Source organism: Parafrankia sp. Ea1.12 (genome assembly GCF_900465275.1).
Lineage (GTDB): Bacteria > Actinomycetota > Actinomycetes > Frankiales > Frankiaceae > Parafrankia > Parafrankia soli.
In genome coordinates this window covers 1-21,144 of sequence record NZ_UBIZ01000430.1, presented here as the reverse complement: position 1 = coordinate 21,144, position 21,144 = coordinate 1, and the positions used below count along the sequence as shown (strand labels likewise).

The following is a 21,144-nucleotide window of genomic DNA, read 5'->3' as shown; positions in this document are numbered from 1 at the left end:
GCTGCTGGGACGCGGGCCCGTCCTGCCGGCGCGTCTCGGGCAGCACGGCGACTCGAAGAACCTGACAGCCCCGCGCCCCCGACCGGCCGCACAGCCCTGATCAGCGCCACCGGCTCACGCCCGGGCTCCCACCCTCAAAGATCACCCCACAGTCCCTCCCGGGCAAAGCGTGGCGGTTGGGTGAATCCTGGCTGTCACTGAGCCGCCACACTTATATCGATCTTGATCCGAGTCGGCCTCGAGGGCCGTCCCGGCGCCTCACCGCGGCCACCGGCGCCCACCCCGGGATTCTGGATCTTGTCAGGCGATGCATGGCGACTGAGTGAGTCCTGGTGAGTCCTGGCCGTCGCTGAACCGCCGCGCTTTTCTGGATCTTGCTCCGCCGGGCGCTCCGGGGCTGTCCTGGCGCCTCCTCGCGGTGATCGGCGCCCGCCCTCAGGCCGCGCGCCCCGGAGCCCGAGGCCCCTGAAGCCCGAAGCCCCTGGAGTCCGAAACCGCAGGATGCCCGAAAACCCCGAGACGCCAAGGCCCCGGCATACCCGTGACGCCGGATGCCCCGCGACCGCGCGGAAGTCGCGACGGCACCGGCCCTGCATCAGGAGCGACGTCTCGACCACATAAGGTGATACTTGAGGTGTCCGACCCTGCAAGTCCGCCCGACGGAGCAATATTGAGTGGACAGGACTCAGGTTCGTCTGGTTATCCTAAGAGCGTCCATCCTGAGTCGACCGTACTCAAGTCGGATCCGGGCGCGGGTGCGCGCGACCGGAGCCGGGTGGCAGCGAGAGACAGCAGCGCCACAGCCACACCGCCACACCGCCACAGTCGCACCACCAACATCCGCACCAACGCAGCCGCGCACACGACCGACGCTTCGGCGCAGGACGCAGTCCGGGGCTCACACCAACTAGGGCGTCCCGCCGGTCTCCACCAGGCGGGCCAGCATGATCGAGAGGCATACAGACATGGCACGAGCGGTCGGTATCGACCTCGGCACCACGAACTCCGTCGTGAGCGTGCTCGAGGGTGGAGAGCCCACGGTGATCGCCAATGCCGAGGGTTCCCGGACGACTCCGTCAGTCGTGGCCTTCGCGAAGAACGGCGAGGTGCTCGTCGGCGAGGTCGCCAAGCGGCAGGCCGTGACGAACGTCGAGCGGACCATTCGGTCGGTCAAGCGTCACATGGGCACCGACTGGAAGATGACGGTGGACTCCAAGGAGTTCACCCCCCAGGAGATCAGCGCCCGCATCCTGCAGAAGCTCAAGCGGGATGCCGAGGCCTACCTGGGTGAGTCGGTGTCCGACGCCGTCATCACCGTCCCGGCCTACTTCGACGACGCCCAGCGGCAGGCGACCACGGAGGCCGGCACCATCGCCGGTCTGAACGTCCTGCGCATCGTCAACGAGCCCACCGCGGCGGCGCTGGCCTACGGGCTGGACAAGGGTGAGAAGGAGCAGACCATCCTGGTCTTCGACCTCGGTGGCGGCACGTTCGACGTGTCCCTGCTCGAGATCGGCGACGGCGTGGTCGAGGTCAAGTCGACCTCCGGCGACACCCAGCTCGGTGGTGACGACTGGGACCAGCGCATCACCGACCACCTGATCAAGACCTTCAACGGCCAGCACGGTGTCGACCTCGGCAAGGACAAGATGGCGCTGCAGCGCCTGCGCGAGGCCGCCGAGAAGGCCAAGATCGAGCTGTCGCAGTCCACCCAGACCTCGATCAACCTGCCGTACATCACCGCGTCGGCCGAGGGCCCGTTGCACCTGGACGTCTCGCTGTCCCGGGCGGAGCTCCAGCGGATGACGCAGGACCTGATCGACCGCTGCAAGGGCCCGTTCCAGCAGGCCGTCAAGGACGCCGGCATCAAGATCAGCGACGTCGACCACGTCGTGCTCGTCGGCGGTTCGACCCGGATGCCCGCCGTCGTGGACCTCGTCCGCGAGCTGACCGGCGGCAAGGAGCCGAACAAGGGCGTCAACCCGGACGAGGTCGTCGCGGTCGGCGCGTCCCTGCAGGCCGGTGTCCTCAAGGGTGAGGTCAAGGACGTCCTGCTGCTCGACGTCACCCCGCTGTCCCTGGGTATCGAGACCAAGGGCGGCATCATGACCAAGCTGATCGAGCGGAACACGACGATCCCGACGAAGCGCTCGGAGATCTTCACCACCGCCGAGGACAGCCAGCCCTCCGTGCAGATCCAGGTCTTCCAGGGCGAGCGCGAGATGGCGGCCTACAACAAGAAGCTCGGCATGTTCGAGCTGACCGGCCTGCCCCCGGCCCCCCGCGGCATGCCGCAGATCGAGGTCACCTTCGACATCGACGCCAACGGCATCGTGCACGTGTCCGCGAAGGACCTGGGCACCGGCAAGGAGCAGTCGATGACGATCACCGGCGGCTCGGCGCTGCCGAAGGACGACATCAACCGCATGGTGCAGGACGCCGAGCAGTACGCCGAGGAGGACCGCCAGCGCCGGGAGGAGGCCGAGACCCGCAACCGCGCCGAGTCCCTCGTGTACTCGACGGAGCGGTTCCTGGCCGAGAACGGCGACAAGATCGAAGCCGGCGTGAAGTCCGACGTCGAGGAGAAGCTCAGCACGCTGCGCGGCGCGGTCGGCGGCACGGACATCGCCGCGATCCGCGAGGCGGCGGACGAGCTGACCAAGGCCAGCCAGGCCATGGGCGAGTCGATGTACGCCCAGGCTGCGGGCGCGCAGGGTGCCCCGGGCGCTCCCGGAGCCGGGGCGGGCCAGGCCGACGACGACGTGGTGGACGCCGAGATCGTCGACGAGGAGGACAAGAAGTGACCTCTGCCCACGGCGAGCACCGGCTGGACGACAGCCGGGCCGGCGGGGACGGCGGCCCGGAGGAGCCCATCGTCAAGGACAGGCGGCGCATCGACCCGGAGACCGGCCAGGTCCGTGGGACCGCCGCCGGTGCGGCCGCCCCCGGCACCGAGCCCCTGGGCCCGGCCGGGGCGGGCCCGGCCGACGCCGACTCCGAGCTGGTCGCGTCGCTGCGCGGCCAGCTGGGCGAGCGGACCGCCGACCTGCAGCGGCTCAAGGCCGAGTTCGACAACTACCGCCGGCGCGCCGCGCGCGAGCGCGACGCCGCCGGTGACCAGGCCGTCTCCAAGCTGCTCGGCGGGCTGCTCGGGGTACTCGACGACATCGGCCGCGCCCGCGACCACGGTGATCTCGAGGGGCCGTTCAAGGCCATCGCCGAGGCGCTGGAGACCGCGCTGGAGTCGACGGGCCTGGAGCGGTTCGGCGCGCCGGGCGAGGTGTTCGACCCGCACCTGCACCACGCCCTGATGCACTCGTACCGGTCGGACGTCGCCGAGACGACCTGCGTGGAGATCTTCCGGGCGGGTTACCGCCGGGGGGACTTCGTGCTCCGGGCCGCGCAGGTCGCGGTCGCGGAACCGTCCGAGGACGGCGGTGACGCGCTGTACGAGGACGGGCCGGACGCGGGCATCTCGGACCGGGTGACCGAGGTCGGGCCACCCGGGGAGTATGACGCCGCCGAGGGTCAGCCGGCCGCCGGCGCGTCTCCCGGAAGGGAGAACGCTCCCCTGCCGGACGACACCGGCAGTGTTCCGGGTCCGGACCGCGGGGGACCGACCGTCAGCGCCGACTGAAGAGATGGCCTACTGAACCATGCCGATGGACCGTTCGCGTGCCTCCCGCCCGGTGCTCAGCGCCGGGCGGGACGGCTCGTTCCGACCTGACCGGCGGCCGGCTGGCCCTCGGCGCCCGGATGCTCCCGATGCCCGCGCGCCGGGCTCTTTCATGACGGAAGGAGGGGCGCCGTGAGTGTTCGCGACATGGTTGAGAAGGACTACTACGCCGCTCTCGGTGTCCCCAAGGACGCGTCCGCGGCCGACATCAAGAAGGCGTACCGCAAGCTCGCCCGGGAGCTGCACCCGGACAAGAACCCCGGGGATGTGAAGGCGGAGGCACGCTTCAAGGAGGTGTCCGAGGCCTACGACGTCCTCTCCGACGAGAACCGCCGGCGGGAGTACGACGAGGCCCGGGCGCTGTTCGCCTCCGGCTCCCACCCGGGTGCGGGTGGGCGCGGCGGCGGCATGGGCGGGTTCGGGACGCCGGGCGGCTACGGCCCGGGTGCCGGGAACCTGAACCTCGACGACCTGCTCAACGGCAACGGCGGCGGCGGGCTCGGCGGGATCTTCGACAACCTCTTCCAGCGGTCACCGACCGGGCGCGCCCCGCGCCGCGGCACGGACATCGCGGCGGAGGTGACCATCTCGTTCGAGAAGTCGCTGACCGGCCTCGAGGCGACGGTGCGGCTGCCCGGGGCCGCCACCTGCGCCACCTGCGCCGGCATCGGGGCCCGCCCCGGGACGTCCCCCCGGACGTGCCCGGTCTGCCGGGGCCTCGGCGTGATCTCCCGGTCGCAGGGCGGGTTCGCGCTGTCCGAGCCGTGCCGCGACTGCCTGGGCAAGGGCAGCCTGATCGACCACCCCTGCCCCGACTGCCACGGCACCGGCCGCCGCGAGCGCGAGCAGCGCATCCGCATCCCGGCCGGGGTCAGCGACGGTCAGCGCCTGCGGGTACGCGGGCGCGGCTCGCCCGGCGAGCGCGGCGGCGCGGCCGGTGACCTCGAGGTCACCGTGCACGTGCAGAGCCATCCCGTGTTCGGGCGGGAGGGCCACAACCTGACGATCAACCTGCCGGTGACGATCACCGAGGCGGCCCTGGGCGCCTCGGTGAAGGTACCGACGATCGACGGCACCCCGCTGACGGTCAAGGTTCCGGCCGGCACCTCGAGCGGACGGCGGCTGCGTGCCCGCAACCGGGGCGTCCCGCGCCCCGGCGGGGAGAACGGTGACCTCATCGTGACGCTCGAGGTGACCGTTCCCAAGCCGTCCGAGCTCTCGCCCAAGGCGCGCACCGCGCTCCAGGAGTTCGCGCGGGCGCATCCCGAGGACCCTCGTGAATCCCTGATAGCCCAGATGGAGGGACGGGCATGAACGCGCGTCCGAACCGTACGTCCGATCCGCCGCGCTCCCCGCGCGGCGCGGGTGCAGGCCCCGGAACGAGGGCTGCCGGGCCGGCGGTGGGCGGGGGCCCCGCCGGCATGGTGCCGCCGTCTCCCGGCAGAAACAGCCCCATGAACGGGAGTGGCACGGTGCACGACCCCGGTGCCACCTATTACCAGCCGCCCGGCCCCGCGGCCGGCCCGGCGCACGACGACGACGCCCCGGTGTACGTGATCTCCATCGCGGCGCAGCTCGCCGGGATGCATCCCCAGACACTGCGGTCGTACGACCGGCTCGGGCTGGTGACCCCCGGCCGTACGGCGGGCCGCGGCCGGCGCTACTCCGCCCGTGACGTCGCCCTGCTGCGCGAGGTCCAGCGCCTCTCCCAGGAGGAGGGCGTCAACCTCGAGGGCATCCGGCAGATTCTGCACCTTGGTGCCCAGGTGGTCGCGTTGCAGGCGCAGGTCCGTCAGCTGGCGGAGGAGCTCGCCGAGGCCCGGGCCGACGCGGACCGCCGGGTGGCCGAGGCCCACGCCAGCCACCGGCGCGACCTCGTCCCCATCGAGCGAGGCGCGGTCGTCGTCTGGCGACCGGGCCATCGCCGCTGACCCCGACCCCACCAGACACAGAGTCCGAAGACCAGGTCCGAAGCCCGGTCCGATGCCGACGACAAGTCCGACACGGGCGCCGGTACCGGGCGCCGGGCCGGGCCGGGCAGCGACGCGGCGTCGGTACCCGGACCGGCGCCGCGGTCGCCGGGCAGCTCATCCGGGCGCGGGCCCCGGACCCGTCCGCGTCTCCACAACAACGACACCCCGGCACCTGAAAGCCGGCCATACCGACGCATGTCCAGCAAGTTGAGTGGGAATGACTCAGGTATGCTGAGCGTTGTAGCTGGCGGGCGCGGTTCCGCGCGATGTCGCGACCACCGAACCGCGAGATCGCGTGGGACCAGTGACTGAAGACCGCACGACATCGGATCGCCTCGAGACACAGGGATCGCCATGAACGCTGACCGTCTCACCGCCCGCTCGCAGGAGGCTCTGTCCTCCGCGATCAGCCGTGCCACCGGCGACGGATCGCCGCTCGTCGACCCGCTGCATCTGCTGACCGCCCTGCTCGAGGCGCCCGACGGTGTCGGTGCCGCCCTGCTGGAGGCCGTCGGCGCCCCGGCGGCGGACATCCGCTCCCGGGCGGAGGCCGCGGTGGGCCGGCTCCCCCGCGCCGCCGGGGCCAACGTGGCGCCGCCGCAGCTGTCCCGGCAGCTCGTCGCCGTCCTGAACAACGCCGAGCGCCAGGCCGCCCGACTCGGCGACGAGTACACCTCGGTCGAGCACCTGGTCGTGGCGCTCGCGGAGGAGGGCGGGGAGGCGTCCCGCATCCTCGCCGAGGCGGGCGCGACCCCGGACGCCCTGCGCGGCGCGTTCGACCGCGTCCGCGGCGGCGCCCGCCGCGTCACCAGCAGGGATCCCGAGGGGGCCTACCGGGCGCTCGAGAAGTACTCCATCGACCTCACCGCGCGGGCCCGCGACGGCAAGCTCGACCCGGTGATCGGCCGCGACACCGAGATCCGCCGGGTCGTGCAGGTGCTCTCCCGGCGCACGAAGAACAACCCCGTCCTGATCGGCGACCCCGGCGTCGGCAAGACGGCGATCGTCGAGGGGCTCGCGCTGCGGGTGGCCGCGGGCGACGTCCCGGAGTCGCTGCGCGGCCGGCGGATCGTCTCGCTCGACCTCGGCTCGATGGTCGCCGGCTCCAAGCTGCGCGGTGAGTTCGAGGAGCGGCTGACCTCGGTGCTCACCGAGATCCGCGAGGCCGAGGGCCAGATCATCACCTTCATCGACGAGCTGCACACCGTCGTCGGCGCCGGCGCGGCCGAGGGCGCGATGGACGCCGGCAACATGCTCAAGCCGATGCTCGCCCGCGGTGAACTGCGCATGATCGGCGCGACGACGCTGGACGAGTACCGCACCCGCATCGAGAAGGACCCGGCACTGGAGCGCCGCTTCCAGCCCGTGATGGTCGGGGAGCCGTCCGTGGAGGACACGATCGGCATCCTGCGCGGACTCAAGGAGCGTTACGAGGTCCACCACGGGGTGCGGATCACCGACTCGGCGCTGGTGGCCGCGGCCACCCTGTCCGACCGGTACGTCACCGCCCGGTTCCTCCCCGACAAGGCGATCGACCTGATGGATGAGGCGGCGTCCCGGCTACGGATGGAGATCGACAGCCGGCCGGTCGCCGTCGACGAGCTCGAGCGGGCCGTGCGCCGTCTCGAGATCGAGGACATGGCACTCTCGAAGGAGAACGACGACGCGTCCCGGGAACGGCGCGACCGGCTGCAGCGCGAGCTGGCGGAGAAGCGCGAGGAGCTCTCCGCGCTGACCGCGCGGTGGCAGCGGGAGAAGAACTCCATCTCCGAGGTCCAGAAGATCAAGGAGGAGCTGGAGAACGCCCGCCGCGCCGCCGAGATGGCCGAGCGCGACCTCGACCTCGCCAAGGCCGGTGAGCTGCGGTACGGAACGATCCCGACGCTGGAGAAGCGGCTCGCCGAGGCGACCGGCGCGCTCGCCGGATCGGACTCGCCCGGCGGAGCGATGCTCAGCGAGGAGGTCGGTCCCGACGACGTCGCCGAGGTCGTCGCGTCGTGGACGGGCATCCCCGCCGGTCGCATGCTCGAGGGCGAGACGAGCAAGCTCCTGCGCATGGAGACGGAGCTGCACCGTCGCGTGATCGGGCAGGACGAGGCCGTGCGCACCGTGGCGGACGCCGTCCGCCGCGCGCGGGCCGGCATCGCCGACCCGGACCGGCCGACCGGTTCGTTCCTCTTCCTCGGGCCGACGGGTGTGGGCAAGACGGAGCTGGCCAAGGCGCTCGCCGACTTCCTGTTCGACGACGAGCGGGCGGTAGTGCGCATCGACATGAGCGAGTACGCCGAGAAGCACTCGGTGGCGCGGCTGATCGGCGCGCCTCCCGGCTACGTCGGCTTCGAGTCCGGCGGCCAGCTCACCGAGGCGATCCGGCGCCGCCCGTACAGCGTGATCCTGCTCGACGAGGTCGAGAAGGCGCACCCGGACGTCTTCGACGTGCTGCTCGCCGTGCTCGACGACGGCCGGCTGACCGACGGCCAGGGCCGCACGGTCGACTTCCGGAACACCATCCTGATCCTGACCTCGAACCTGGGGTCGGTCTACATCGCCGACCCGACCCTGCCCCCGCAGGTCCGCCACGATTCGGTGATGGTCGCCGTGCGCGACGCCTTCAAGCCGGAGTTCCTGAACCGGCTCGACGACGTGCTGGTCTTCGAGCAGCTCGGCCGGGACGATCTGACGAAGATCGTCGACATCCAGATCGACCGGCTGCGCAGGCGGCTGGCCGACCGCCGGATCTCCCTCGAGGTGACCGACGCCGCCAAGGTCTGGCTCGCGGACGCCGGCTACGACCCGGTGTACGGGGCGCGGCCGCTGCGCCGCCTGGTGCAGACCTCGATCGGCGACCAGCTCGCCCGCGAGCTGCTGGCCGGCCAGATCAGGGACGGCGACGGGGTCGTGGTCGACGTGGACGGGCAGCGCTCGGCGCTGAGCGTCCACTCCACGGCCCGCGCGCAGGCCATCTGAGCACGCGCGGCCGGGGCTGGCCGGGGCCGGTCGGCCCCGGCCGGTGCGGGGCCGTCACTGGGCGGCGATCTTGCGTTCCACCTGGCCGGTCAGTGTGGCGAGCAGGGCCGGATCCGCCGGCTGGAACGGGGTGACCAGGCTGATCGTCCCCTCCGCCCGACCGGTGAAGATCATGATCAGGTCGACGTAGGTGCGGAAGCTCTGCTGCTGCGCGGTGACGATGTCGATGGTGACCGTGATCCGGTCGGTCGCCCCGGGCGGCGGCGGTACCGTCTCCGTGCCGATCAGGGTGGCCCCGAGCTCGTCGGAGTCGAGCTCGTCGACGAGGGCCCGCCCGTAACACCCGGCGAAGCGGTCGAGCCGGACGATCTCCCGATGCCCCGCGACGGTGGCGGTGTCCGCGTAGACCGACGCGAAGGAGCGGAGATCTGCCCCGCTGGTGTCGTGGGTGAAGACGGGGCCGTCGGCGTCACCGGTCGACGAGGCGCCGATCTGCGCGTCGGTCGCCTCGGCGCACGTCGCCACCGCGCCGTCGAACATCGACGACGGTGCGCTGGCGACCGAGTTGGGGCCGCTCGCCGGCTGCGGCGGGTCCTGGCTGAATCCCGCGGTCTCCGGGCCGGCGGTGAGCACGAAGTCCGCCGCCGTCAGCGGCGACGGCGCTGGTGACGGCGTCCGCCGGCCGCCCGCGCCGTTGGTCCCGCCCCGGTTGACGTCCTCGACGCCGACGTCGGCCTCGGTCGAGTCGCTGCGCCGGTCCGCCCCGCGGGTCCGGGTGGAGCTCCCGCCGGTACAGGCGGTCGCGACGACGAGCAGCGCCAGCAGGCCGACGCCGGCCCGCAGGGCCATCGACATCCCGGGAATCCACGGCCGCCGGCCGGGGGCTCCCGCACGCGGTATTTCCGTTGATTTCATCGCTCTCACAACAAGAAGGGTACGTCGAGTCATCGCTGCGGATAACCCGTTAATACTGTCCGTCCAACGACAAGAAACCCTGCCCCGACCGCCGATGAATGGCTATCCGTATACAGAGTTTCGTATCGTGCAGCGTTGACGTCCACCGGCGACGACCCCCGCGAACCGCGAGCGGTGACCATCAGGCACCGAGCGGTCGGTGGTGCGCGGCACTACGCCTAGAGTTGGCGGATGATTTCACCCGGTCCGGGCCTGGCCGTCTCCGCCGAGGTCTCGGCGGCGCTGACTGCCGGCCGGCCGGTGGTCGCCCTGGAGTCGACGCTGATCGCCCACGGCCTGCCGCGCCCGCGCAACCGCGCGGTCGCCGTGGAACTGGAGGAGATGCTGCGCGAACGCGGCGTCACCCCCGCGACGGTCGCAGTGATCGACGGAGTGCCCACCATCGGCCTGGACGACGCCACGCTCAGCCGCGTCGCCGACGACCCGGCGGTGGCCAAGGCGTCCGTGCGCGACCTGCCCGCCGCCGCCGCGCTGAGGCGCACCTGCGCAACCACGGTCGCGTCCACGTCGATGCTGGCCGCCCGTGCGGGCATCCGGGTGTTCGCGACGGGTGGGCTCGGCGGCGTGCACCGCGGGGCGGGCGAGTCCTTCGACGAGTCCGCCGACCTGCCGACGCTGGGCGGCACCCCGATCACCGTCGTCAGCGCCGGCGTCAAGTCGATCCTGGACGTCGGCGCGACCCTCGAGCGGATGGAGACCCTCGGGATCACGCTGCTGGGCTGGCGCACCTCGGAGTTCCCGGGTTTCTACCTCCCGGGCTCCGGCCACCGTCTGGACTGGCGGGTGGACGACGCCCGGCAGGTGGCTGGCACCATGGCGGCCCGCGACCGCCTCGGGCTGACGTCCGCGATCGTGGTCGCGAACCCGGTGCCGCGCGAGCAGGCGCTCGACCCCGGCGTCCATGACCGGGTGCTCGCCGAGGCGCTGCGCCGCGCCGAGGCGGGTGGGCTGCGCGGGAAGGCCGTCACGCCGTTCCTGCTGGAGACCTTCCACACCGAGACCGCCGGCGCGAGCCTGGAAGTGAATGTCGCCGTAGTACGGAGCAATGTGGCGGTCGCGGCCGAGATCGCGACCGCCTGGACCGCCGGCTGACCACTGGGCCAGCCGCGGGATTACTGGATCTGGAGCTTTCCGGAAATCTGGTCGGCGATACGCTGCAGATGGACCTGCGGCGGGGTGTTGTCGACGTTCGCGTAGTTGACCACAACCTCGACCTGCCCCTCGAAGAAGAACACGTTGTCCAGGACCAGGCCCACGGTCTCGCCGCCGGCCGTCACACCCATGGAAATGCGCAGTAGCCCGCTCGCCCCCGCGGGCGGGGCCGGAGACTCGGCGGCGACGATCTCGACCGTGGCCCCGCTGCCGGTGTCGGCGTCGAACTCCGCCTGCATTGTCTGGCCGAAGCATTCGGCGAACCGCGGATTGTTCAGGATCTCCAGGTCGGCGGCGACCTTTTCCTCGGTCACGATCTGCGCCGAGGACGACATCGTCACGAACTCGTCGACGTCGCTGGTGAAGTCCGGGCCGTCGGCGGTGTCCAGGCGCTCGTCGCTGAACTGCTCGGCGGGTACGCCGAGGCACTGCGCCACCTGGACCATGGTCAGGTCGTCGGAGTTCGACTGCGGGTCCGCGGGAGAGGCGGTGAACCCGGCCGTGATCGCGCCCTCGGTGAGCACGTAGTCCTCGGCTCGCAGCGTGGGCTCGGCCGGGGTCCGGGAGACGACCGGTGCCTGCGACGGGCCGGGCGGCGCGGAGGTCGCCGCGGGCACGATGCCCGCCGTTGAACCCCCAAGAATGGCGGCCCGAGTCGAGTAGTCGGACCGTGAATTCCGCGTCATTGCGGTTGCCCGCCGCATTGGCGGCCCCATCCACGATGCCGCATAAGTACGACTGCGGACACCATGATTTCTGTCGTCGTAGGGACAGCCGGCGGCCGATCGGGGAGCTTGGTACCCCCCTTGACATGGCCGGGCGTTTCCACCATTCGCACCGCATCAACCGTTCGCACCCCGTCAAAGGCGGCGCGCGACCGATCGGACACGCGACCGATCAGACGCGGAGCGTCTCGGCCGCGGGCTACAGGCAGTGTACGTAGTGGCTTGGTGGGCGTCCGAAGCTTTGAGCTGGCAGCATCAGGAGGGATACCGGCGGGACACGGGAGGAGGACACGCCTGATGGGCCTGCCGCGTCCCGGTGCCACGCTCCACACGCGGCGGTTCCGCTGGGCGGTCGTCCTGGTGTGGCTGCTGATCGGCGTCGCCGTCAGCCCGCTCGCGTTGATGCTCACCGACGCCGAGACCAACGACGCGGCCGCCTTCCTCCCCGAGGGCGCCGAGTCGACCCGTCTGCTGGAGGCCCAGCGGCAGCTCCCCGGCGGTGACGCCGTGCCGGCGGTGGTCGTCCTGGCCCGTGACGGCGGCCTGACCAAGGCCGACCTGGACGTCGCGACGACGTTGCGCACCGAGCTCGCCGGGTTCGCGGCGACGACGATCCCGGGAGTGATCCCCGCGCCGGATCATCGCGCGGTGATCATCACCGTCCCGATGCCGCAGACCACGGACGCCGACCGTTTCACCGCCGACGTGGCGCGCATGCGGACGATCGCCAGGCAGGCCGCCGCCGCGGAACCAGGCCTGGATTCCGCGGTCACCGGGCCCGCGGGCCTGGTCTCCGACACCTACGACGTGTTCGTGAAGATCGAGGGCGCGCTGCTGTTCGTGACCGCGTCGATCGTGGCCGTGATCCTGCTCGCGGTCTACCGAAGTCCGTTCCTGTGGGTCGTGCCGCTGCTGTCCGTCGGCATCGCAGACCAGACCGCGGCCGGACTGATCTACCTTCTCGCCGAGCACGCCGGGCTCACGGTGAACGGCCAGAGCGCCGGCATGCTGCGGGTGCTCGTCTTCGGCGCCGGCACCGACTACGCGCTGCTGCTCATCTCCCGCTACCGCGAGGAGCTGACCCGGCACGCCGAGCCGGCCACCGCGATGCTGGTCGCGCTGCGCCGCGCCGGCCCGGCGATCCTGGCGTCGGCGGGCACAGTGATCATCGGCATGCTGTGCCTGCTGCTGGGCGAGCTGAACTCGCACCGCGGGCTGGGCCCGGTCTGCGCGATCGGGATCGCGGTCGCGCTGGTCACCATGCTCACGCTGCTGCCGGCGGCGATGGTGGTCGGCGGGCGACGGCTGTTCTGGCCGTTCGTGCCGCGTCTGGGCCAGGCGGAGCGGTCGGTGGAGGCCGGCGCGTGGGCGCGCGCCGGCGCCGTGATCGGGCGCCGCCCGCGGACGGTCTGGGTCACCACCGTGGCCGTGCTGGGCGCGCTCGTCATCGGCATGCTCGTCCTGCCCGGCGTCCTGCGCCAGGACCAGGCCTTCCGCGACAACGTCGAGTCGGTCCAGGGCCAGCGCCTGGCCGAGCGGAGCTTCCCGCCGGGCGTCACCGCGCCCACGTTCGTGGTGGCGAACAGCGCGCGCGCCGATGCCGTGGCCGAGGCGGTCCGCGCGACTCCCGGCGTGGCCGCGGCGGCGGAGAGCGGGCGGACGTCCGAGCTCGTCCAGTTCCTGGTCGTGTTCGACGCGCCGCCGGACAGTCCCGAGTCGTTCCGGACGGTGGAGAAGCTGCGCACGACCGTGCACGCGCTACCCGGCGCCGACGCCCTCGTCGGCGGCAACACCGCCGTCAACCTGGACATCCGGGACGCTGCCGTGCGGGACCGCGAACTGATCATTCCGGTCGTGCTCGTCGTGGTGCTGCTCATCCTCGGGCTGCTGCTGCGTTCCGTCGTCGCGTCGCTGCTGCTCATGGGCACGGTCGTGCTGTCGTTCTTCGCCGCCCTCGGCGCGAGCGCGCTGGTCTACCGCTACGTCTTCGACTTCCCCGGCATCGATCCGGCCCTGCCTCTGATCGGTTTCATCTTCCTGGTGGCGCTCGGCGTCGACTACAACATCTTCCTGATGACCCGGGTGAAGGAGGAGACCGAGCGCATCGGGCACGCCGCCGGTGTCCGCCGTGGCCTCGCGGTGACGGGCGGGGTCATCACCTCGGCCGGGGTCGTGCTCGCCGCCACGTTCGCCGTGCTGCTCATCTTCCCGCTGGTCCAGCTCGCCGAGGTCGGTTTCCTGGTCGCGTTCGGCGTTCTGCTCGACACGCTTGTGGTCCGCTCGGTGCTCGTGCCGGCGCTCGCACTGGACGTCGGCCCCGTCGTGTGGTGGCCCAGCCACCCGGAACGCGCCCGGCCCGCCGGCCCAGTCACCGGCCAGCTCACCGGCCACGAGACGCTCGCTGACTTCGGAGCGCTCGGTGTTCCCCTGAGCGCGATGGAGCCCGCGGCCGCAGCCCTCGACAGTGCCGAGGAACGAGCCCGAGCCGAGGAGGACGAAGGCACCGAAGCGAACCGATAAACAGGCCGCCGGCAGCCCAGACGGTGCGGACACCGGGCCGGGGCAACGGCCCGGTGGTGGTTCCGCCGTGGCCGTCGCGCCGCGAAATGGCTCAGCGTGCCACGCGCAAGACCTTATGGTTGCGAGATGCACACAGCTCCGGCCGATACCCCTGGCCCGGGGTGGAGCTCCCATTCCTGGCGGATCGACCCCGGTAGCTGGCGGGGCCTGTCGCCGCAGCTGCGCCGCCTGCGCCGGCTGCTGCTGCTGATCGGCGCCATCCCGGTGATCGTGCTGGTCAGCCTGATCGGCGGGGCGTTCCTGGGGCTGCCCGGACTGGCGGTGGGGGCCGTGCCGACCGCGGCCACAGTGTGGGGCTGGCGCTCGATCGGCCGGGCCTGGAGCGCCTGGCGCTACGCCGAGCGCGAGGAGGACCTCCTGATCAGCCACGGCACCTTCGTCCGGAGGCTGGTCGTCGTCCCCTACGGCCGCATGCAACTGGTGGACGTCACCGCCGGGCCGCTGGCGCAGCGGTTCGGCATCGCGCAGGTGCGGCTGCACACCGCCGCGGCCACCACGGACGCCGTGATCCCTGGGCTGTCACCGGTCGAGGCGGCCCGGCTGCGGGATTCGCTGACCGAGCGCGGCGAGGCCCAGGCGGCCGTCCTGTGACCGGGAACGTCCGGTGAGCGGGGCAGGGCTCGCGGGCACGGCAGGGCCAGCGACCAGGGCCGCGTTATGACGAGAGCCGAGCCGGAGCCGTCGGTCGAGGACGCGGCTCCGCCGCTCCAGCCGCCGCCCGCCGGTGCGGAGCCGGACGACGGCTACCACCATCTTCATCCGCTCACGCCGCTGCTGCGCGGTTGGCTGCTGGTGGCGGCGGTCGCCGTCAGTATTCTGAAGAACTTCGCAGAGGAACTGACGGTTCGCAGTGTCACGCTCACCCTCTCCGCGCTGCTGCCCGCGGCCTCGGCATACGGCTACTGCGCCTGGCGGTTCACCCGTTACCGCGTGGAAGCCGAGGATCTGCGGCTGGAGACCGGCCTGCTGATCAAGCGTGTCCGGCATGTGCGGCTCGACCGCATCCAGTCGGTGGACGTCGCCCAGCCGCTGATCGCCCGGGTGACCGGGCTCGCCGTGCTGCGGCTGGATCTCGCCGGCACGCACGACGGGGACGCGGAGGAATCCGGCACGAGGCTCAGCTACCTCTCGCTCGAACGCGCGAGGCTGTTGCGGGCGGAGCTGCTCGCCCGCGCAGCCGGCGTGGCGCCCGGAGCCGGAGAGGCACCCGAACGCCCGCTCGCGTACGTTCCGCCGCTACGCCTGGCAGCCGCGATCACGCTCTCCCCCGCACCGTGGCTGGCACTCGGCGCGGCCTTCATCCTGGTCACCCCGGCCCTGCTCACCGGCACCTTCGCCGGGTTCATCGCGGTCGCGCCCGCGCTGGTCGGAGTGTGGCGGACGACCTTCGACCGCTTCGCGACCGGCTTCCGGTTCACGGTGTCGGAATCGCCGGACGGCCTGCGCATCCGCGGCGGCCTGCTCGACCGCGCCCATCACACCGTGCCGCACGGCCGGGTCCAGGCGGTGAGCCTGCGCGGCTCGCCGCTGTGGCGCTGGCTCGGCTGGGTGGAGCTCCAGATCAACGTCGCCGGCGACGCCCGGAGCATGCTGCTGCCCGTCGCCCCCCGCGGGCAGGCCGTGAACGTGATCGAACGGCTGCTGCCGGCCGTGGACGTCGACGGCATGGCGCTGCCGCGCCCGCCGGGCCGGGCCCGGCTGATCGCGCCGGTCCGGTGGCGCCGGATGCGCTGTGGCGCGGACGACCGGGTGTTCGTCGTCCGCGGCGGAGTGCTGTGGCAGCGCACCGACATCATTCCGCACGGCAAGGTGCAGAGCATCAGGGTCGTGCAGCACCCGGCCCATCGCCTGCTGCGCCTCGCGGACGTCCACCTCGACTGCGCGGGCGGCCCCGTGCGGATCCACGCCCGGCTGCTGGACGTCCGCCAGGCGCACGCGATCGCGGCCGCGCAGGCCGAGCGCTCCCGGCTCAGCAGGGTCGCCGCCGTGCCGATCGTGACCGGCTCGCCGGCCTGGACGCCGCTGCGCCCCCTGTCCGGGGCACGCGACCCCGACGCGGTGCACTGAGCCACCGGCCGGCTACCGGCCAGGCGCCGCCGGTGATCAGCGGGCCCGGCGGGCCCGGCGGGCCGACGTCACCCGAAGGTCGGGAACTCCGGGCCGAAGACGGTGCCCCACAGGCTGACGGCCTCCTCGTGGTCCCCGGCGCGCTCGGCCGCGACCGCCTTGGCCGAGTAGGTGCGCGCCTGGCGGACGAAGGCGCCAAGATCCTCGAGGTCGTCCTGGCGAAGGTAGCTGGACAGGTCACCGCGGATGTCGGACGGATCGCCGACCACGAGGCCGACCTCGTCCATGTGCCGGAACACCTCGGCAAGGCCCTGGCGCGTGTTGAGACCGCGGCCCGCGAGCACCTGCCCCGCGAGCGCCTCGATGTGGAACGAGCGCAGGTGGCTGCCGCACACCCGGTTCCACGCCTTGAGCAGCCGGACCGCCGAGATGACCCGCGGGCCGAGGTCCATCGTCCAGCTCGCGTGCCGCTCCGGCCGGGTCGGCAGCCAGCCGCCCACCCTGTCCGGGATGACGTAGCCGGCGCGGGGGTGGTCGAAGGCCGGCACGAGGTGGACGTCCGGCGCGGCGTCGTAGACGATGCGCAGCGCCTGGCCGCGGGTGCCGATCGTCTGCACCCGGTCGCCACCGATGGCGTTGCGGACGCAGACGAGCAGGTCGCGAGAATCCCACCGGAAGCGCTTCCACGCGCTGTTCGCCGCGCTGAAGACCACGAAGATGTCCACCTCGTCGAGCGGACGGATCATCGTGTCGCGCCCGGCGGACCCGATCGTGGCCACGCCCACCAGGGGCAGCGCGCAGCGCGGCGGGAAGATCGACCGCAGCGCCCGCTCCGCCTCCGCCCGCCGGTCGTCGATCACCGCGCGGTCGTCGTCACCGAGCCGGACCATGTCGTCCAGCTTGGCGAAGGCGCGGGCAGTCGTGCCGACCAGCAGCGGACCGGTCATCGGGCCGGTCATCGGATTGATCGGAGACGCGCCGGTCACGGCGGGCCCGGGCGGCGGTGCCGTCGCCTGCTCACCCGCGGGGAACAGCGGGTTCGGCTCCCCCGGCCCGGGCCCCGCCGGCCGCCGCCAGTGCGGCGGAATGATCAGATGGTCGTACGTGACCTCGCTCGACCGTGTTCCGGTAGGAACTTCCCGACGGGCATCCACGCTCATCGTGCAGACCTCCCAGGGCGCAGGTGACGCCGGACGTGCGGGCTCCCTCCCCATTGCGACGCGCCGCCCGCGGCCCGTCGCAGACGCCCCCGCCGGGGCCGGGCGGACCCGGCTACCGGTTGCGACATCGGTTCCTATGGTGCCCCAGGACGTCACGATCTGAACAGGGGGCCGTGGTATCGGCGTGTCCGGCCCGGCCCCGCCGTCTCACGGAACCATGAAAAACCTGTGTCGGATAGCCGACACCCCAGCCTCGGGGGGCCCTCAGGAATACCACCCCCGGGGGGTGAGGGAAAGAGGGTGACCAGGGCCGATGGCACGTTCGGGCGATCGGCCGCTGGACAGCGGGCGCCTGGAGCGTCGACGCCCGGGGCCGCGCCACCGGCTCGCGCCGCGGCGCCCGCGGACACCCAGGCCACTCGACACGCCGACAACGTTAACTCTAAGTAACGATGTATGCCGGGTCACGCGGCGATCGTCAGACCACTGCCAGGCCATCCCGGGCTGCCCCGCCGAGGCCCGGCCATTCCGGATATCCCTCACTGCCAGGTCATCCGCGACATTCAGGTGACTGGCCGACCATCCGCGACATCCGGGACGGGGCAGCCGACGGCGTCAGCCGGGCGGCGGGCGGATCCACAGCCGACGGCGTTCGGTGAGCAGCACGCCGGTGGGCACGAACGCCGTCGACTGGGCGAGCCGCTTCGCGGCGGTGTCCCCGACGCGGACCCTCGTCCCGACCAGAACCCCCCGGTACTCCAGCCAGCTTGCGACGGCCCGGACGGCCTCCGCGGCGTACCCGTCGCGCCGGTGGGCGGCGCTCACCCGGACGCCGACCGCGGCCCGGGCGGCATGCATGTCGGCGGCGAGCAGACCGAGCGCCGTGCCGTCGTCCGCACGCAGCACCCAGGTCAGGATTCCCCGGCCGGCACCGATCCTGCGCCGCAGCTCCCGGCGCACACCCGTCGGGTCCGTGGCGACCGAGTCGGCCGGCGTGGAATCGGCCGGCGCGGAGTCGACCGCGCCGCCGAACAGCTCGCCGGCCGCCAGCCGGACAGGCGCGCCGTGGTTGGCGGCGACCATCGCCTGCGCGAGCTCCTCGGCGACGAACCCGGCGTTCCAGACGGTGAGGGGGAGTGCGCGCAGCCGCGCGGTGGTGAGGGTGGGACCCTCACCCACGGCGGGCCGGCTCCGGGACCCCCAGCAGGCCCCGGTCGCGCAGCCAGGAACCGGTCCGCCGCATGCCCTCGTCGAGGTCGACCTCGCCCCGCCAGCCGACGAGCGCGGCGATCCGGTCCCCGGAGACCGTGCCGCGCCTGGTGACGTCCTGGATCGTCAGCGGGCCGAGGTCGACCCGGACACGCGGGTCCACGTTGGCCATGAGGGCCGCGCCGATCCCGCGCAGCAGGCCCGGACGGCCGCCCGCGGACGCCGACTGCCGGCTCGGCAGCCGGTCGACGGCGTCGACGACCTCGCACAGCCGCGCAGGCACGGACCGGGGCGTCCGCACCTGCGCCATCGCGGCGTACCGCCCGAAGAATTCGGCCACCGTCGCCGTGCCCGGACCGGTCACGTGCAGCACCTGGCCGGTCACCGCCTCGCCCGGGGCGGCCGCGACGGCCATCACCGCGCTCACCACGTCGTCGACGTGGACGGGGCTCAGCATGCCGCGCCCGCCGTCGACGAGGACGAACCGGCCGGCCCGCATCAGCAGCACGGGCCACAGCGTCCAGCGGCCGGCGCGCGGGCCGTAGGCGTCGGCGATCCGCAGCACGGTGACGGGGGCCCCGTGGGCGGCGGCCGCGCTGACGGTCTGCTCGGCGGCGGCGATCGCGTCGGCGCGCGGCTCGCCGGTGAGGCCGACCGGCGCGGACTCGTCGGCCACGTGCGGTGCGTCGTCGCCGAGCGCGCTCACGCAGGACAGGTGGACCACGCGGCGGACACCAGCGCGCTGGGCCGCGTCGAGCACCGTCGCGGTCCCGCCGAGCAGCACCTTGCGCATCTGCGCGGTGGTGATGCCGCTGGGCGGGGTCGCCCGGCCGGCCCGCACCGGCGCCAGCTCCCCGACGCCGCCCATGCCCACGGCGGCGGCGTGCACGAGCAGGTCAGCGCCTTCGAGCGCCTTCTCCCAGCTCCCGGACGTCGTGACGTCGGCCAGGGTGACGCCCGGCGCGCGCCGCACGTCGAGCCCGATGACCTCGTCACCGCGCCGGCGGAGCTCATGCGCCACGGCGCCGCCGAGGAATCCGGCCGCGCCGGTGACCACCGACCGCACCACGCTCGCCCTCCCTCACCCGCTTCGCGGCCAGCCGGCCGGCGCCGACCCACGCACACCGGCGGCTGGTTACCCGACCCGGCCTGTTCCGGACCAGACGATACGTGATCTTTTGGTGTCCGCTCTGCCGGCGGAGTCGGCCGGCCTGAGCATGATGGCGAGCGATAGTACCGGGCCCGATGAGGGCGCCTGGTTCTGGGCCGGCGCGGGCCGCCGTCCGGGGCGCCGTCCGGGACCCTCCGGAGCGGTTTCGAGACGCCACCCGAAGGCCACAGAAAAGGGTCGACAAAAGAACACCAGCGGGAATGGGCCGCCCGATTGGTGCCGTTACGGCGAGCCGAAATCCTGGACCCAGTAGGTGCCGTAGTCACCTCCGGTGGCGAACCCGACACCGATCTGGCTGAGCGAACAGTTCAGGATGTTCGCCCGGTGGCCGGGGCTCGCCATCCAGTCCGCGACGACGTCGGCCGGGGTCCGCTGGCCGGCCGCGATGTTCTCCGCCGCGATCGAGAAGACGTAGCCCGCCGCCGCGATCCGGTCGAAGGGCGACCGCCCGTCCCGGCCGCTGTGGTCGAAGTAGTTCCGGGCCGCCATGTCCGCGCTGTGCTCCTGGGCCGAAGCCGCCAGGCGGGCGTCGACCGCGAGGGCCGGGCAGCCCGCGGCCGAGCGCTGGGCATTGGTCCGCGTGACGACCTCTTCGATCAGCGCGGCCGTCGCCGCCGACCCGGCACCGCCGCCCGCGCCGGTCGGGGTCCCGGCGAGCCGGGCGCCGGAGGCGACGGGGGCCGGTGCCGGCCCGGCCACCGCGCCCGCCGCGGTGCTCGCGGCCGCCGCCGGCTCGGCGCCCGACGGCGAACCGGCGCCTGTCGGGGAGCCGGACACTCCCGCGGAGGCCGACCCGGCAGGGCCGGGCGGCGTACCCCGGGGCGTGCCGTCGCCCGGATCGGCGGCGGCCGCCGCTGACCGCGGCGCGGCTCCGCCCGGAGCCGTCTGGTCCACCCCGGGCGGGAGGGGGTTCGCGACGGGCACCCGGCCGGTGCGGACCAGCGGGGCGTGCGTCGCGCGGAAGATCACCTCGGACAGGGTGTAGTCGCCGTTCGGCAGCTGCCGGGTGTCGATGCTTGCCTCGAACGGCTCGCCCATCGCCCACCGGGTCACGTTCACGGGGCCCGAGAGCAGGTAGAGGACCCAGGGCTCGCCCGGTGCCGAGCCCGGTTGCCCGTCGGCGGCCATGATCGCGAGCAGCGCGGGATCGGCCCGCAGCACCAGCACACCGCTCACCGGCCCCCGGTCGGCCGGCCACACCGGATCGGCGGGCGACCCGCCGTACCCGGCCAGGGCGCCCCGCCCGCTCCGCGACGCGCTGCCAGGCGGTGCGCCGACGGCATCCGTGCCCGCGGTGTGATCCGCGGTGCCCGCACCGGTCCCGCCCGCGACAACCCTGTTGAACCCGGAGAGGCCACGGCCCGCCGCGCTCGACGTCGAGGGGACCTCGCCCGAGGCCGCCACGAGCCCGAGGTGATCTTCCGCGCGACGCACGCCCCGCTGGTCCGCACCGGCCGGGTGCCCGTCGCGAACCCCCTCCCGCCCGGGG

At 73.0% G+C, this 21,144-nt stretch carries 15 protein-coding genes; 9 read left to right on the top strand and 6 right to left on the bottom strand.

Annotated elements, in window-relative coordinates:
• Positions 1–965: 965 nt before the first annotated feature.
• From dnaK to clpB, 5 genes are all read left to right on the top strand, one after another.
• Complete coding sequence (gene dnaK / locus FMEAI12_RS25240; protein ID WP_012157677.1) at positions 966–2,804, top strand: molecular chaperone DnaK; 1,839 nt, start codon at positions 966–968, stop codon at positions 2,802–2,804.
• Entirely contained in the window at positions 2,801–3,637 is an 837-nt protein-coding gene (gene grpE, locus FMEAI12_RS25235) for a nucleotide exchange factor GrpE (protein WP_112108097.1), read from the top strand. The genes dnaK and grpE overlap by 4 nt, the downstream gene beginning before the upstream one ends.
• 171 nt (positions 3,638–3,808) lie before the next feature.
• Positions 3,809–4,990: a molecular chaperone DnaJ gene (gene dnaJ, locus FMEAI12_RS25230; protein ID WP_112108096.1), complete on the top strand. Its 1,182-nt coding sequence runs from the start codon at positions 3,809–3,811 to the stop codon at positions 4,988–4,990.
• Complete coding sequence (locus FMEAI12_RS25225; protein WP_112108095.1) at positions 4,987–5,607, top strand: heat shock protein transcriptional repressor HspR; 621 nt, start codon at positions 4,987–4,989, stop codon at positions 5,605–5,607. The genes dnaJ and FMEAI12_RS25225 overlap by 4 nt, the downstream gene beginning before the upstream one ends.
• 396 nt (positions 5,608–6,003) lie before the next feature.
• Entirely contained in the window at positions 6,004–8,616 is a 2,613-nt protein-coding gene (gene clpB / locus FMEAI12_RS25220; protein WP_112108094.1) for an ATP-dependent chaperone ClpB, read from the top strand.
• Positions 8,617–8,670: 54 nt separating this feature from the next.
• Here the strand turns inward: clpB and FMEAI12_RS25215 are convergent, their stop codons facing one another.
• Entirely contained in the window at positions 8,671–9,471 is an 801-nt protein-coding gene (locus tag FMEAI12_RS25215; protein ID WP_235014468.1) for a hypothetical protein, read from the bottom strand.
• 291 nt (positions 9,472–9,762) lie between these two features.
• Here FMEAI12_RS25215 and FMEAI12_RS25210 point away from each other — a divergent pair, with 291 nt between their 5' ends.
• A complete protein-coding gene (locus FMEAI12_RS25210; RefSeq protein WP_071060849.1) occupies positions 9,763–10,683 on the top strand; it encodes a pseudouridine-5'-phosphate glycosidase in 921 nt (306 codons plus the stop codon).
• A 20-nt stretch (positions 10,684–10,703) separates the two neighbouring features.
• On the opposite strand, the gene FMEAI12_RS25205 is transcribed toward FMEAI12_RS25210, so the two are convergent.
• Positions 10,704–11,360 carry a hypothetical protein gene (locus FMEAI12_RS25205; protein WP_235014466.1) on the bottom strand — a complete coding sequence of 219 codons (657 nt, stop codon included), beginning with the start codon at positions 11,358–11,360 and terminating at the stop codon, positions 10,704–10,706.
• 405 nt (positions 11,361–11,765) lie between these two features.
• On the opposite strand from FMEAI12_RS25205, the gene FMEAI12_RS25200 reads away from it, so the two are divergent.
• From FMEAI12_RS25200 to FMEAI12_RS25190, 3 genes are all read left to right on the top strand, one after another.
• Complete coding sequence (locus FMEAI12_RS25200; RefSeq protein WP_112108093.1) at positions 11,766–13,988, top strand: MMPL family transporter; 2,223 nt, start codon at positions 11,766–11,768, stop codon at positions 13,986–13,988.
• Positions 13,989–14,114: 126 nt separating this feature from the next.
• On the top strand, positions 14,115–14,639 hold the full coding sequence (locus FMEAI12_RS25195) for a PH domain-containing protein (protein WP_071060843.1): 525 nt from the start codon (positions 14,115–14,117) through the stop codon (positions 14,637–14,639).
• Positions 14,640–14,705: 66 nt separating this feature from the next.
• Positions 14,706–16,115 (top strand): PH domain-containing protein, encoded by a 1,410-nt coding sequence (locus FMEAI12_RS25190; protein ID WP_112108092.1) that lies wholly within the window; start codon positions 14,706–14,708, stop codon positions 16,113–16,115.
• A 68-nt stretch (positions 16,116–16,183) separates the two neighbouring features.
• On the opposite strand, the gene FMEAI12_RS25185 is transcribed toward FMEAI12_RS25190, so the two are convergent.
• The 4 genes from FMEAI12_RS25185 to FMEAI12_RS25170 form a co-directional block, all read right to left on the bottom strand.
• Positions 16,184–17,275, bottom strand: a complete 1,092-nt coding sequence (locus FMEAI12_RS25185) for a nucleotidyltransferase (protein ID WP_012157666.1) — start codon at positions 17,273–17,275, stop codon at positions 16,184–16,186.
• A 615-nt stretch (positions 17,276–17,890) separates the two neighbouring features.
• On the bottom strand, positions 17,891–18,454 hold the full coding sequence (locus tag FMEAI12_RS25180) for a GNAT family N-acetyltransferase (RefSeq protein WP_071060837.1): 564 nt from the start codon (positions 18,452–18,454) through the stop codon (positions 17,891–17,893).
• Positions 18,447–19,553 carry an NAD(P)-dependent oxidoreductase gene (locus tag FMEAI12_RS25175; RefSeq protein WP_112108091.1) on the bottom strand — a complete coding sequence of 369 codons (1,107 nt, stop codon included), beginning with the start codon at positions 19,551–19,553 and terminating at the stop codon, positions 18,447–18,449. Before FMEAI12_RS25175 ends, FMEAI12_RS25180 begins: the two co-directional genes overlap by 8 nt.
• 324 nt (positions 19,554–19,877) lie before the next feature.
• The gene (locus FMEAI12_RS25170) at positions 19,878–21,059 is read right to left on the bottom strand and encodes a CAP domain-containing protein (RefSeq protein ID WP_235014472.1); all 1,182 of its coding nucleotides are present in this window, start codon (positions 21,057–21,059) and stop codon (positions 19,878–19,880) included.
• Positions 21,060–21,144: the final 85 nt, after the last annotated feature.